Genomic DNA, 14,487 nt, shown 5'->3' on the forward strand with positions numbered 1-14,487 from the left:
AATTCAGAAAATCCATGCCATATTAATCAATTTGTAACCAAACTCATTTGTAAATCCATTAATTATCCTTTGATTGGTTCACATTACTTTTATCGTTTAATTAGTGTTAATATCAGTATTTACTGCTTGTTTTGAAATATTTTTTATAATTGGTCTACCGTATTTTTTCGATTGATTAAATTTACTTACAAAAAGTATTTGTTAGCTCTTACGAAGTTAATATACAAAATCAATCAATTAGTTCGGTTATTGAGACAAATAATCGAACTTTTTTCTTCTAATAAATATGTTTTTTCATTCATATAAAAAAGTAATGCAAAATTTGTAATGGACCTTTAATAATTACGAGATATTAATTAACGTTGATGTCTTTTGTCAGTAATTCCCACTGCCAATAAAATCGCTGATAAGCTAATCATTAACACCATTAATCTTGTCATATTTTGCCGTTGATTACCCGTTTGTGGTAATTGCTTTACCTTTGATACACGATAATGAGCGGTTAATTCGTCATCATGGAGATCATCTATAGTCCCAACTCCCGTCACAAAGTTAGCTTTATCCATTGATTGGCTAATTGGCTCCTCAATTACTATTGTATTTCCAGTTGCTGACTCTTTTCTAGAGAATTGTGAAGAATTATTAATCGGTTTTTTTACTTGATCAGCCGTCAGTCCATTATTAGAACTATCATGGTGATTAATTGTAGATTGACCCGGCCTCACAGCATCAGTTGAAAGTTGATCCGGAAGATCAGTTTCAGGATGATCAGCAGTTGGCCCATCTGGGCTCGTCGGTTTAACTGTTGGCTGATCAGTTTCAGTTCTGTGACTGCCACCCAGATCATGGGTTGGTTGATGATCGTCTGACAGATCAGTTGATGGTTGGCTATTAGCTACTAATTGTACTGGAGCCATTACTGGTAAAGCTATCTTTAACCGATTGCCAAAGTCATCAGCTAACTGAACGGTTGCGTTACCTGTAGCAGTATGGTCACCTAATTGTAAATTAGTATTCAGTACTGCTAAGTTTAATCCATATTGATCCAAAAGTGATGTATTAATAATCGCTTGTAGTCGGGCTGGTGAAATCATTTGGTCATTTGTGCTGATCTTCAATGGTTGATTATTAACCGCTAATAATTGATGATTTGTTTCGGAGACAAAATGGCCTTCTTGATTAAGTCGATAATCAGCTAGTCGGTGGCCATTTTGATTACTATAAACTGTCAATTTATTAACCTGGCCATCCTTTGATCGATCATAGGTTACAGTTGCTTTCGTACCATGTAAAACTCCTGGCATGAAGTCACCTGCACTCGCTGGGGCAATTTCCATGTTATTAACACTAATCGGATAATGTGATAATTGATAAAGTGCCTGGTCACTAAGCTTCGGGTGTTTAATCTCCGTCCAGACTGGCTTACCATTTTGTTTTTGGAATTTGTAGTCAGCAATCTGAAAGGCTAGTTCTGCCAATCCATAATTGGGACCGCTAATTGCGGTATAGGGCTGTTGAATCCATTTGAATCCGCCATCGCCAACAACAGTTTGTTTGCCATTAACTTCTTTCAGCTTATAGCGGCCTGGATGTCCTGCGCCTGCACCATAATCGGCAAACAACAAATCGCCGTCTCCATCAGTTGGCATGTAGCCCACTGGTACATATAGCGGTAGTACAACTGGTTTGGCGACAATCAAAACGTCCAACTCAAAAACAGCTGAAGAGCCATCTGTAAAGGTGATCTTCATGTTACCAGACTGCTTAGACCAACCCGGCGTTGTGTCATCAGTAAAGTTACCACCTAACCAGGTATAGGACTGCACGTCCTTTAAAGTAACCGGCTTGGAAACCGTACCATCATCCTTCTTAATACCATTATCCTTATTCAATCCGCCAACTCGCATGGCCCGAGTCAATTTCTTAAAGGAATTACTATTAGTCAAAACATCATTTAACTGGTTATCACCACTCCAAATCCAGATACTCTTCCCGCCGGCGAAGTTATACGATTGAGCCTTAGTAACGGTCATTGCGTTGTCTGGCGCCTTTTCAGCAGTATGTGAAATGAAAGTCGTCCAAAATGCGTTATAAGTCGTAGTTGTACCGTGAATATCTGTAGTTTTAACCAATACCTCAGGAAGATCCTCTAAGGCCTTTTGCAATTTTGCGTTACCAACATTGGCCCCGTAGTAATTACCCTTTTGAATCCGAGCTGCCATATCTTGATCATAGGAAGAAACCCCGTGTGGCAATTCAATATCACCAAGTTTATCGGTGTTAGCCGTGACGGTTACCAGTGAAATTCCGCCTTCAATATCATACTGTTTAGCAAATTTAATGTGGTAGATGTACGTGTTCGGGTCATTCTTGTCCTGTTCACGAATTACCGAAACGTCGCTTTCTTGAGCATTGTCTTGAATGCCGCCCTTCTTAGTGGTGGCAACCAAGTAATTGGCTTGGTTATCAGTTAACTCGTTCGATAATTTCCGCTCCTGACTCTTTGCAATAATATTGTAGAGTTCCTTGGCTACCTCATCGCCTGACTTTGCGCTAATAGTAAATTCGTTATTTGGATTAGCCGGTAACTGCAAAACCAGATCAAATGACTTGCTGGTTTCTTTTAAGTCTGGCATGTAAGTAGTAACATTTTGCCACAACTTCGAACACGTCCAGCTACCAGAATTACCATACCAAGTCCGGGTTGGTCCTGTTGTTGAAGTACTCTGGGTTTTATTATTCTTATAAGTAGAACCTTGGTAGACGTATTCCTGCTGGAGTTTAATCCCACTGGTTAACTGCTGTGAATTACTCTGGTCAGCAGTTGAACCAATTAAAACATCATTCTTAGGAATGAAGTTCTTATCAATCGTCCCATCCTTGCTTTGGTCATCAGTATACGTGTAAACAAATGGGCCGTTATTCACTGTTGCAGTGTGACCATCATTGTTTGTTGTAAAGCCACCCGCATATTGAGGCGTCGTTGCCCAGTTGAGTTCGAAGCTATTAGCAATCAGCTTGCCGTCAGAGTTTTCTTCCTGCGCTTTTTTATTAAAGACCAGTCGGTAAAAATCACCCATGTTGTAGACGTGACCAATGACTGTTCTCTGTCCATCATTCGACAGGATCACCCCAACCGTGGACGAGAGAACTTTATCATAGAGCTTGCGTTTGACAGTCCCATTGTCGTTGTACAAGACACCCCAGTGAACATCAACATAGTTGCCATCCTCAGCAATGGCACCAGGGTTGAAAGTCATCCCTTCAATCGTTAGTTGTTCATAACCAGCCACATTGCTGGCCACTGGTGTATTGACCGCAATGCCCTTCGTGCCGCTGACGACATAGCCGCCCTTATTCAGTAGAGTCGTCCCAATGTCAATCGTGTAGCCGTAAGAATCATCGCTGCCGTCAGCTGCTACAACTTGATATTCAGTCTTATTGGCACCCTCGCCTAGCGTCACGGTAGTTGTCTGGTCAGAGAATTGCTTTTCCCCGTCAACCGTCGCATTAACTGCCTTAAGAAGGGCACCAGTGCTCGTGCTGTAGTAGCCACCATACGGCTGAGCAGCACCGTTTTCATCCTTAGTTGTATGTGTGGTTAGGACCAGGTTAGTTTTGATTTGGAGTGGGTTACTGTCACTCGGCCGGGTCGGCGCCGTGACTTCCCAAACTTGTTGTTCGTCAGGACCGCCAACAAAGCCGAGGTTCTTGAAGGTGACATCGCCAGTCCGTCCATAGCTGCCAGTAGCCGTTGGCGTGCCATTAACTTCAAAACCGGCCGGAATATAAATCAGATACTTGCTTTCACCATTGAAGCCGTCTTGGCCGCCAGTAGCTTGCTTGCTGTTACTCTTAATGTTGTAAGTGATAGTCGCGCTAGAGACGTCGCCCGGCTTCTTACCGTACATCTCAGTCGCCGGTTTCCAGTCAACGGAACCATTAAAGTTAACCGCTAATTGGGCATCTCCCATTAGGTAAGAAATACTGTTGTTAAAGGCGGTACTCTTAACGATTGTGTAGGTCTTACCCCCCAGAGTAATCGTCGCCTCACCACCAGTGATCCCGTTATCGTTAATCACCTTGGTCGAAAAGTTACCGTTAGCGATTGGGTGGAGCAGATCATTCGCTGAGAATGTGTAAACACCATTGATGCCGCCCTGGGCCGTTAACTTAGCATTGACCCGCAATGAGTAAGAATCACTATTATCCGAACTATAGCCAGGCGTGTACGGTACCGAAACCAGGAAGACTTGTTCACCATGAGGGCCAACCATGCCGAGATCTTCATAGGTGGCGTCCTTTCCACTAATCCCGTTTGCAAAAGTCAGACCATCCGTCTTGAAACCGTACGGAATCATCACTAAGTACTGGGTTGGCCCAATTCCTCGGTCATTAAGCTGCGGTCCACTACCATAGCTCGACAGCCGGTAGCTAATCGTGGCCGTCTTGGTTTGGCTACTGCCCGTTCCGTAGTTTTTTGCTGGGCTCAAGGTCGTGTTATCGTGGCTCCATGAAGAATTATCGTTGGTCCAAATCGTCCCGGACCAGTTGGCTGGCGTGGTGTTCTTCGGGTTTACCACATAGGTAATGCTGTTGTTTTCGGATGAAGCAGTGCTCTTGATAATTTGGTAAGTCTGACCGCCAATAGTAATTGTAGATGTTCCACCACCAATATTACTGCTAACCGCTCCTGTTGCAAAATTACCGTTATTGATCGGATGTAACAAATCATTAACTGTTTCCGTAAATACCCCGCTGACATTATCTCGAACCGTTAACTTAGCATTAACTAATAGACAATTAGTCTCTAAACTATATCCAGGCGTGTATGGAACTTTAACTAAGAAAACTTGTTCACCATTAGGGCCAACCATGCCGAGGTTTTGGGCGGTTGGCCCTTGGCCATTAATCGTAACACCATTAATAATGTTCAGTTTATCTGTTGTAAAGCCCCGCGGAATAACTACCAGGTACTCAGTTTTGCCGACACCCTTGTTATTTATTTGTGGCGCGCTGTTCCAACTGGAAAGGCGGTAGCTAATATCTGCCGTATCACCAGTTTTATAATTTACCGTTTGGGTAATATTGGTTTTATCTGAATTAATAGTCCCGGTCCAGTTACCTGGTGTTGTGTTGACTGGGTCACCAACAACGTATTGATTATTCTTAGATGTTACTGCAGAATTAGCAGTCAGTTCGCTATAAGTAGTTGAAGTACCATCACTAGTAAATGTGACATTTTGTGTCGGGCCACTCTTAAAACTACCATCATTATTGTCGATTAAGCGAATAAGATCACCACCAGCGGTATAAGTACCTGCCTTGGCATTAGCCTGTAATTTCAAGTCAGCAAGCACAGTCACCCCGTCCCCGTAATAAGGGATAAAATCCAGAGTTACTAAAATGGCCTCCTTGCCATTAACGGTACCCAGCTGATACTTGTACTGGTCAGCGCTAACAGCCTCGCGTTGATCACCATGAAGAATACTCAGCCAACCGGTTTGGCTTGTATTAAATTCAAAACCAGTTGGCGCATAAAGCATAAATTCACCCTTGCCAGGCCATCCCCAGACGTTGCCATATTTATAGGTGCTTGACATACCACTATTCGTCTGTAAGCGATAAGCAATCTTGGTGGTCGATGTTTGACCGGCACCATTCCCAAATCGGATATCACTTGTCCCATTGAGATCTGGTTCAGTTTGTCCATAAGGTTTTAACTGGCTGCCCATACTAACAATGGTTGAGTTAGTAGCATTAGTTGCATTCTGCTGATTAGATGCACTACTATCATCAGCCTGTGGCTTTACCGCAACTGGTGCTTTCATTTGCTGGCTACTTGCGGTACCACTGGTTTGCTGATTGTTATTTTCTTTGGCAATTGCTGACTGATGGTCAGTAACAACTTTGGTCACCGGTGTCGATACTTCAGTTGTCTTGTCAGTTTCAGTTTGACTTGGCACTGCAGTATCGGCGTGGACAGCTGTTCCCAAGCCCATCAAAGTAAACCCAATGAGTACAGAAGCGACCCCTACGGTTAGCTTCCGCAACGCAAAGCGTTGCTTCTTGGCCTCATGCTTTTGCAATTGAGCTTGCCAATTATTTTTAGAAAGCATTCCAATCCTCCCTATCATGGATAATAATTTCAATTATAGTCATACAGGTTAAGTGTACTACTTTCTCTAGTAATTGATAAATAATCTTAATAATAAGAAAAGTATTGCATAACAAATAAACTGGCCATCAGATTTTTAATCTGATAACCAGTTTTTAATTCAATGGAAATCTATTCCAGCATCATAATCATAAGCCATCTATCGGGTTCGAACCGACGACCTCATCCTTACCATGGATGTGCTCTACCTAGCTGAGCTAAGATGGCAATGCTAGTATAACTGATTTAATAGCTATGCATCAAGGATTCCCGACTAATAACAAAACGTCCTGGACGCTTTGTTAATTATCCAGGACGTTTGATTTAGTTATTGAAATATTTTTCGGCTTCTTGCTGTGTCAAATTAAACTGGGTCATCAACTCTTTAACAGCTTGCGGCCGGTCTGGTTCGTACTTTTGTAATAATTTAGCTACTTTAGGAATCGATTCGGCTAAGGCTTTTTTACGACCCTCTGCTAAACCTTGCTTATGTCCTTCCGCGAGTCCTTGTTTATGCCCTTCCGTAAGCCCTTGTTCATGTCCTTCGACCAAGCCCTTTTTACGACCTTCGACCAAGCCTTGCTCATGACCTTCTATGAGTCCTTTTTTACGACCCTCTGCTAAACCTTGCTTATGACCTTCTGTGAGTCCTTCTTTATGACCTTCTGCTAAGCCTTCTTTACGACCTTCTGCTAAACCCTCCTCGCGACCTTCTGCTAAGCCTTCTTCGCGACCTTCTGCTAAACCTCTTTTACGTCCCGCCGAGCGAGCATCCATTAGATTCATTTCATATGTCATGAAGTTCCGTCTCCTTTCGGGGTTTGCCTTAATTTGCTTCATTGTTTCCATGATTTGCGTTACAAATTGATCTTGTGAATCAACTTGATTTTCCATCAATTGTAGGAAACTTTTTATCTTCATATTATCATGAATCGTTGATGCTTTGGCATTGAAAATGATTTCATGCAAACCATCGCCAGCCGTTAAATCATGATCTTGATAATCCCGATTTTCAAATTCGTATTGAACGCGCCCTTTGCCATAATAATCAAAATCACAGAAAATAATCACGTAAGTTGGACAAGTTGCCAGTTTTTCAAAGCCTTCGCCTGGTCCTAAAATATCAAAATCCAATTGACTTTGATAGTAACGTAATCGATATGGTAAATTATGACGATTGGCGACCTGCATTTCAATCACAAAAATATGGCCCTGATCATCCTGGGCATAGACATCAAATCTTGAACCACGGGCATCAATTGGCCCGTCTACTGTGTACTGGTGCTGGTGAAATTTAATTTCTTGCACATTCAGCTGCGGTACCGCTCGTCGAATTAATTCCAAACATAACTCTCGCTTCTCCATCACCATCCCAAACATTATGTCACTAGCAATTCCAAGTGATTCCCATTTCTTTTGAAGCAATGCATATTGCCTCTGTTTTGCATCTTTTACCATTTCGTCCTCCAAATTATTAGTGCAGATAATTGCCTGCCTATTATCTAAATACGTAAAAATGGGAACCAATCACTTTGGTTCCCATTAATTTTTAATGCATTAAAGATTTTTTACCCACATTCTGCTGACTAACAACTGGCAAGTTTAAGCTTGGTAAGTTTTGAATTGGCGTGGTCTTAACGGTACCAACTGTCTCTCCCTTTTTCAGCGGTGCCCGTAATTTGTGTCGACCAATGGTCCGCTTAACCGGAATTAAGCTTAGTTCTCCATGGAGATTCTTCACATTACTGTTCTTGGGCAGCCACAATGCCAGTCCCGATGAAAGACTCACTGGTACCTTTGAGCGTTTACCATGGGTAACTCGCACCTGGTTTGGCAATCCCTTAAAAGCACTTAGCTGTTTGACTGCTTCCGGTTGGTAAGCTGCCTGAACGGCCTCTAACATCTTATTAGTTTCTTTAAATTGTTTACTGTAGTCGTGAATATCAGTTCCTAACACGACCGTAATCAGCCGTCGATTATCAAAAATCCCCGTTCCCACAAAACAATTGCCGGCTTTATCAGTGGATCCTGTTTTCAAGCCATCCATTGTTCCATTCTTGGGTGCATTACCATTATTCGGTAACATTCCATTAATGTTCTGCATCTTATAGCTCTGCTTAGCATCAACTTTAAATTCAACATTGGTGGCTTTGGTAATGTTGAGCGCATCCGGATAATGATTAACCAGATAACGACTAATGAGCGCCATGTCCTTCGCAGAAAAGGCATTTTCTGCTTTTTTTGGTACACCCTTCAAACCGTTGGAACCCAGTTCGCCATTGGAAAGCCCAATCATATTATAAATATTGGCATCGTTAACCCCGGCCTTGTGGGCAACTGCCTGCATTTTCTTATTAAATGCTGCCGTACTCCCCGCGGAAGCAAGCGCTAACGCCTCAGCACTGCCATCCGCGGACACAATCATCATTGATTCGCATAATGATTTGACCGTGTAACTATGACCAGCCTTCAATTCCACGTTGGAGAAGTGCCAATCAGTGGACGTTTTGGCCACCTTTTTACTAATTTTAATTTTCTGGTTCCAGCTTAGTTTTCCCTGCGCAATGTCCTGCTCGATCACTGCAAGTGTCAGGATTTTGGTACAAGAGGCCACTGCGAGCTTCTGATTGGCATTTTGTTGATAAAGAATTTGACCAGTCTGCGCATCCATCGTAATCGCTGCTTTGGCTGCTAACTTAGTTTGGTCTGCACTTCCGGTCATCGTTAACGCTTCCGTCAGGCAGCTCACGATCATTAACACTGCTAAGCCTAATCTAACCAGCTGTTTTAAGTGCTTCTTCAAAGTTATCCTCCTCTTATTAACGCGGGTTCATCATCATTGGGCCAGGCATCGGTTGCGGTTGTTGATGAGTCCGAAATTGTTGAATGGATTGTTCACGAATTTTGGTCGCGTTCTTTTTTAATTCAGTATTATTTCCCGGGTAATAGACATTAAAGTCGCCAACCAAGTGAATCGCCGTTAATTCTAACTCGTTGGGAACTAGAAAATCGTTTTTCAATAAACTAACGAGATACTTCGCCGAATCGTTAAGGTTTTCCAGCGCCCCAAAGTTTTCAACATTTCCTTCCATCTCCGCTGTTTTATCAATATTCCATTGATAATATTCATTAAATTGGTCAACAATATGTTGCATTTTGTGGCGTAATTCCCGTCGAAATTGGGGAACACCACGCATATCCTCAGAAATATACTTATTTTTAGCCACAAATTCTAAATTAAAACCATTTTGCGGTGTGGTTGAGTTTTTATCATCAGTCGCTGGTTTAACTTGTGGACTAATATGGAATTGGATTAATCTTGCATCCATGTTTTCACCTCATTATTAAAAGATAAATTAAATCGCCGCCAATCCACCAACTAACCGCTAGTAAAACAGCTCCGCCAACATCCGCCGGGTAGTGAGCCCGCAAGGTTAACCGGCAAATAATCACCAGCCCCCAAGCGATCCAGACTAAACTAATCATCACCGGCTGGGAAAATAACTGGCTCATCATCAAGGCCATCATCGTAGTGCCTAGGGTATGGCCGCTCGGAAAACTATACGTTTGAGTGAGTTGGTTAAACGTGATGGGTCGCTGACGCTTGATCATATGTTTAATTAAGATGCCAAAAGCATCAACGGTCGCTAACATTGCAAGGACATAAACTGCACGTTCCACACGACCATGGACAAGTAAATAAGCAGCCAGCAAGAAATCCCACCCAACGATTGTTTTCGGATCAAAAACAACCGCAATGCTCCGCCACCACCAGTGATTCTGTTGGTGAATTAAGCGTTCTTGAATTTGTTGTTCCACTAAATTGAAGCGGGGACTAGATTGAACCAGCCAACACAGAATGCCAAACCCAGTTGCAGTGATTATGAAAAACGTGAGCCACGTTAAATTGAATTGGGGTTGAATACTTGCCACCACCTTTACTGTAACCTCCTAAGTGTACCAAAGTTTTAGGAATTTGAGTATTGATTCTATACAAAGTCGTTGCTTTTATGGTATTTTATTATTATTAAATTTAGATGAGAGGATGAGGTGAATGATTCCACGAATTGCAATTTCTGCTGATACATTAACTGAGGCAACTAACATCATTAACGAACGTGATGCCTCATTTGCACCACGCCCGATTATTGAAGCACTAATTAAATCACACGCCTTACCCATCATTATCCCGAGCGTGCCGCCGAAACTGGCAAAATATTACGTGAACCAATTTGACGGGATTATTTTTGCCGGTGGCGAGGATATCGACCCCACCTTTTATGGCGAAGAACCCCACCCTGGACTAGGAATGACCTACCGGAAGCGCGACCTTTCCGAATTGCAACTATTAAAGGAGACGGTCAAAGCTGGCAAAGCCATCATGGGAATTTGTCGAGGCATGCAACTCATTAATATCGGTTTGGGCGGAACCGTTTATCAAGACGTAGCGGAGAATCCGCACGCCAAACTCCTGCATTCACAAAAGGCGCCTGGTAATTTACCCACTCATCACGTTACCACAGTTTCTGACAGTCGCATCCGAACGTTGGCTGGCGAACGACCATACGTTAACTCTCGTCACCACCAAAGTCTCCATACTGTGGCTCCATCATTAAAGGTGACCGCTATGGCTGATGACCAGGTCATCGAAGCCGTTGAGTCCGTCAACAGTGACCAGATTTTGGCGGTTCAATGGCATCCTGAAAACATGTATAAACATGATCCAGTCGCTCAGCATATTTTCCATGATTTAGTTGCTCGGGCCACCAAAGTTGCTGAACAACAATAAAAAGCTGGTAGTTCCACACTCTTGAACCACCAGCTTTTTATTATGCATCTAGTGCTGCCTTTAATTCTTTGGTTGAATAAATCTTGCCATCCTCAAAACCGTGAAAGGGATGCAAGCTTTCCAGGGCAGCTGCTTGGTACCGCTTAGCTCGTTGCAAAGCGTATTCCGTCAGCGAGCCATCATGGGCATAGTTCATTAACTGACCACTCGGCGTCATTAACGGATTAAGAATACGATCTTCCAGTTCATCCAGCATTTCCGTATATTCCGGTCCCAATTGGATTTGGTTGGCGTATTGCGCTAACCGTTTAACCATCGCTAACGCCATCTCTTGAAACTTGGTTTTCCCCCGTGGATCTTCTTCAGCCACCAATCGGTTCCGCTCATCTGCTTGTTTTAAAACCGCATCCACTTCGCCCGTTGGCATTGCTGGGTGCATGATAAAGTAACTTGCTAGCAAACGGATAAACCGCAACGTCACTGTCTTAACTCCAACTGCTGTGGTTGGATCTAAGTCCAGCATCCGTAATTCAACGTACTTAATCCCTTCTTGATGGAGCTTTTTTAATTCGGGATTGCCCTTGAAACGAACGGGACCGTGAAATTCATAATCAGAAGTCAGAATGCCGTCTTTAACCCCTTCTTCGATGCGGGCTACATAGTGATCGAGGTCTGTGAAGTCGCCCCGAAATTTGGTTCCAAAACCATATGAACTTTGCCGCATACTCCGCATTGGGTGATTAACTTTCTGGTTCGGTTCTAGATAATTAGCTTCCGCAATCGGACTAGCACCAAATAAATACGTTAATAACCAGCGATAACGAACGAAACCTTGAGCTACGATGGTATAAAGATAATTCTTCGCTGAACGTTCATCCGGAAATTGCTCAGAAAGCTGGTTCCGCACCAAGTCAACAATATGCTGTTTAATACTTAGGTTAATATGCACTCCGCATGGTGTCCCTTGTGAGTAGCCATGCCGTTTGGCCCATTCATGAAGATAGGCTTCTTTTTTCGGCCCCATCTTTGCCAACACTAGTTTGGACTTATCCTTGGGCAAACGTGGCGGCATGGATAGTGGCCAGAGTAATTCACCGGGTGCTAAGGCATTCCGTAAAGTCGTATTAAGGGTATATAGATAGTGCATCGCTTCCAAGGCATAATCAGCTGCTGGCGTCACCGTTTCCGACATGACCTCCAAGAAGTCATTCGTCATCCACGGATTGGTCTTCTCATCCCCAATACTAGCAGGGTATGGCTCCTGACTAAGATTTCCTTGACTATCAATCCGATCCATTTCAATCTCAATGCCCATTGTAAAGTCTGCAGTCTGGGCAACGGCTTCATTTTGAAAAATCAATTTACCAACCTTGCTAAACATATCATCACCACTTTATTAGATTTTTTAATTTTTATAATTATACTCTAATTTTATGGTTTAGCAATTAAAAAAAGGCCGAGCAATCTGCTCAGTCTTCTCTGGTTTGATCATGCTAACTCACTGTGAAGTAGGATTGGTATAGTTTTCATTAGCATTAATCGTTAATTATTATTCTTCAAAAATTCTGTCCCGCCACCCAACCATCTTTTTACAAAAGTTGGATATCCGCGGTTGCGCATTGTTCACGCATGTCTGCTGGCCAAATACTTGCTTGGACTTCACCGACGTGAGCCTTCCCCAACAACAGCATACATAACCGGGATTGACCAATTCCACCACCGATGGTGTAAGGTAGCTCACCATTCAAAAGCATTTGGTGGAACGGCAGTTTTTCCCGATCAGTGGCGCCCGCCTGTTCTAGTTGGTACTTCATTGATTCTGGACTGACCCGAATTCCCATGCTTGAAATTTCTAATTTTCGTTGTAATGGTTCATACCAGAAAATAATATCACCGTTCAACGACCAATCATCATAATCAGGAGCCCGACCATCATGAGGCTTTCCTGAACGTTTCAGTTTGTCACCAATTTTCATGACGAAGACACAGCCTAATTCTTTAGCAATCTTGTCTTCCCGTTCCATTGGTGTAAGGTCTGGCCAACGGTCTTCCAGCTCCTGGGTGGTTACAAAGTGAATTTCGTCTGGCAAATGGTACACCGCTTGTGGGAACTTGTACCAAACTTCGTGTTCCATATGTTTAATCACCTTAAAGATCTTTTTAACAGTGGCCTTCAGAGTTGCTTCAGTCCGTTCCTCCTTGGCAATCACCTTTTCCCAATCCCATTGGTCAACATAAATGGAATGGAAGTTATCCAAGTCTTCATCTTTACGAATGGCGTTCATGTTGGTATACAGGCCCTCATGCATTCCAAAACCATACCGCTTTAATGCCAGTCGTTTCCACTTAGCAAGCGAGTGGACTACTTCAATCGTTTCATCTGGTAATGCCTTCATGGTAAAGGAAACCGGCTTTTCGACTCCATTCAAGTTATCGTTGAGCCCGGTGCTCTGTTCAACAAACATCGGTGCGGACATCCGTTGTAAGTTCAGTTCCTTACCAAACTCATCTTGAAACGTTTCCCGAATGTAGCGGATTGCTGCTTCGGTTTCACGAATTGAAAGTCGGGGATCATAATCTTTCGGGATAATTAACTCTGTCATTTGAATGCACTCCTTCATATTGCTTGATCGGGGCGCAAATAAAAAGCCTTCCGTCCCTGCAATCATGGGACGAAAGGCTTTTTTCCGCGGTGCCACCCAAGTTATCTAGTCTAACACTAGACCACTCAATTTGAGTACGAACATACTCAACCAGCGGTAACGTGCTGGGAACGACTAAGCCTACTTTGAAGACCATTTGGGTTAGCAACTTGGAAAGGGTTTTTCAATATTCCAGGGTCGGCTGAGTTTCCACTATCCTCAACTCACTAAACGAATGTGAATACTTACTCGTCTTTCTAATCGTTTTTTAATTAACTTGTTAGATAATACTATAAACCCTTTTTTTGAAAATGCAAGATCTTTTTAAAAAACTTTTCCGCGATATGGTTTAAATACCACATCATGAAAATTAAACGCGGTAACTTCGCTCATCTTAATAATCTGCGTGTTCCCACACCCCACCATCAGGTTTAATGGAATCGTCATCTCATCGTCTGGCACCACAACGACATTGGGCTTATGTAAAGCGTAAAGGACACCTTGCTCATAAGCTTGCCCTACGTCTGGCTTGCTTGGCATAAAGAAGCCGATTCCCATGTCGTTGCCATACATGGCGTGCATATCCATTTGATAGGTGTTTTGTTGCCAGGTCAGGTCATCCATCACTTCTGGATGTTCGTTGACATTAATATCGTTAAACTGATGACTCAACGGATGGTGACTATACTTTAACGAGACCGTTGGATTTTGACCGAGGGCCGTCAAACCCGTTTCCATAAATTTAATTTCTTCGGGACTAAACCATGAGCATTGAATATAAGCCCTAACCGGCGCAATTTCCTGATTCTCAGTCACATCAATGTACTGCTTACCCGCTAGCGTCACTGTTGTTTTCATGTATGATGCCTCCAATTCTTATGTCTGAATCACTATTTTAG

At 42.9% G+C, this 14,487-nt stretch carries 9 protein-coding genes, 1 tRNA gene and 1 other annotated feature; of the genes, 1 reads left to right on the forward strand and 9 read right to left on the reverse strand.

Features of this window, described 5'->3' with window-relative positions:
* Positions 1-356 precede the first annotated feature (356 nt).
* From Q0C76_RS02525 to Q0C76_RS02550, 6 genes are all read right to left on the reverse strand, one after another.
* On the reverse strand, positions 357-6,119 hold the full coding sequence (locus Q0C76_RS02525; RefSeq protein ID WP_295729330.1) for a YSIRK-type signal peptide-containing protein: 5,763 nt from the start codon (positions 6,117-6,119) through the stop codon (positions 357-359).
* A gap of 192 nt (positions 6,120-6,311) precedes the next feature.
* Positions 6,312-6,385, reverse strand: a tRNA-Thr gene (locus Q0C76_RS02530).
* Between the two features lie 96 nt (positions 6,386-6,481).
* On the reverse strand, positions 6,482-7,615 hold the full coding sequence (locus tag Q0C76_RS02535) for an Rpn family recombination-promoting nuclease/putative transposase (protein ID WP_295729332.1): 1,134 nt from the start codon (positions 7,613-7,615) through the stop codon (positions 6,482-6,484).
* A 91-nt stretch (positions 7,616-7,706) separates the two neighbouring features.
* Positions 7,707-8,960 carry a D-alanyl-D-alanine carboxypeptidase family protein gene (locus Q0C76_RS02540; RefSeq protein ID WP_295729334.1) on the reverse strand — a complete coding sequence of 418 codons (1,254 nt, stop codon included), beginning with the start codon at positions 8,958-8,960 and terminating at the stop codon, positions 7,707-7,709.
* 16 nt (positions 8,961-8,976) lie between these two features.
* Positions 8,977-9,486, reverse strand: a complete 510-nt coding sequence (locus Q0C76_RS02545) for a hypothetical protein (protein WP_295729337.1) — start codon at positions 9,484-9,486, stop codon at positions 8,977-8,979.
* A 4-nt stretch (positions 9,487-9,490) separates the two neighbouring features.
* Entirely contained in the window at positions 9,491-10,093 is a 603-nt protein-coding gene (locus Q0C76_RS02550; protein ID WP_295729338.1) for a phosphatase PAP2 family protein, read from the reverse strand.
* 118 nt (positions 10,094-10,211) lie between these two features.
* Between Q0C76_RS02550 and Q0C76_RS02555 the strand changes: the two genes are divergently transcribed.
* Positions 10,212-10,946, forward strand: a complete 735-nt coding sequence (locus Q0C76_RS02555; RefSeq protein WP_295729341.1) for a gamma-glutamyl-gamma-aminobutyrate hydrolase family protein — start codon at positions 10,212-10,214, stop codon at positions 10,944-10,946.
* A gap of 40 nt (positions 10,947-10,986) precedes the next feature.
* Here Q0C76_RS02555 and Q0C76_RS02560 read toward each other — a convergent pair whose 3' ends face one another.
* The 3 genes from Q0C76_RS02560 to Q0C76_RS02570 all read right to left on the reverse strand — a co-directional run bounded on the left by Q0C76_RS02560 (position 10,987) and on the right by Q0C76_RS02570 (position 14,446).
* A complete protein-coding gene (locus Q0C76_RS02560) occupies positions 10,987-12,327 on the reverse strand; it encodes a glutamate--cysteine ligase (RefSeq protein WP_295729344.1) in 1,341 nt (446 codons plus the stop codon).
* Between the two features lie 208 nt (positions 12,328-12,535).
* Positions 12,536-13,549 carry an aspartate--ammonia ligase gene (asnA, locus tag Q0C76_RS02565; protein ID WP_295729347.1) on the reverse strand — a complete coding sequence of 338 codons (1,014 nt, stop codon included), beginning with the start codon at positions 13,547-13,549 and terminating at the stop codon, positions 12,536-12,538.
* A 62-nt stretch (positions 13,550-13,611) separates the two neighbouring features.
* Positions 13,612-13,859: a binding site (T-box leader), on the reverse strand.
* Between the two features lie 53 nt (positions 13,860-13,912).
* Positions 13,913-14,446, reverse strand: a complete 534-nt coding sequence (locus Q0C76_RS02570) for a nucleoside 2-deoxyribosyltransferase (RefSeq protein WP_295729349.1) — start codon at positions 14,444-14,446, stop codon at positions 13,913-13,915.
* Positions 14,447-14,487 lie beyond the last annotated feature (41 nt).

Origin of the sequence: uncultured Limosilactobacillus sp. (assembly GCF_934202705.1) — a bacterium.
Taxonomy (GTDB): Bacteria; Bacillota; Bacilli; order Lactobacillales; family Lactobacillaceae; genus Limosilactobacillus.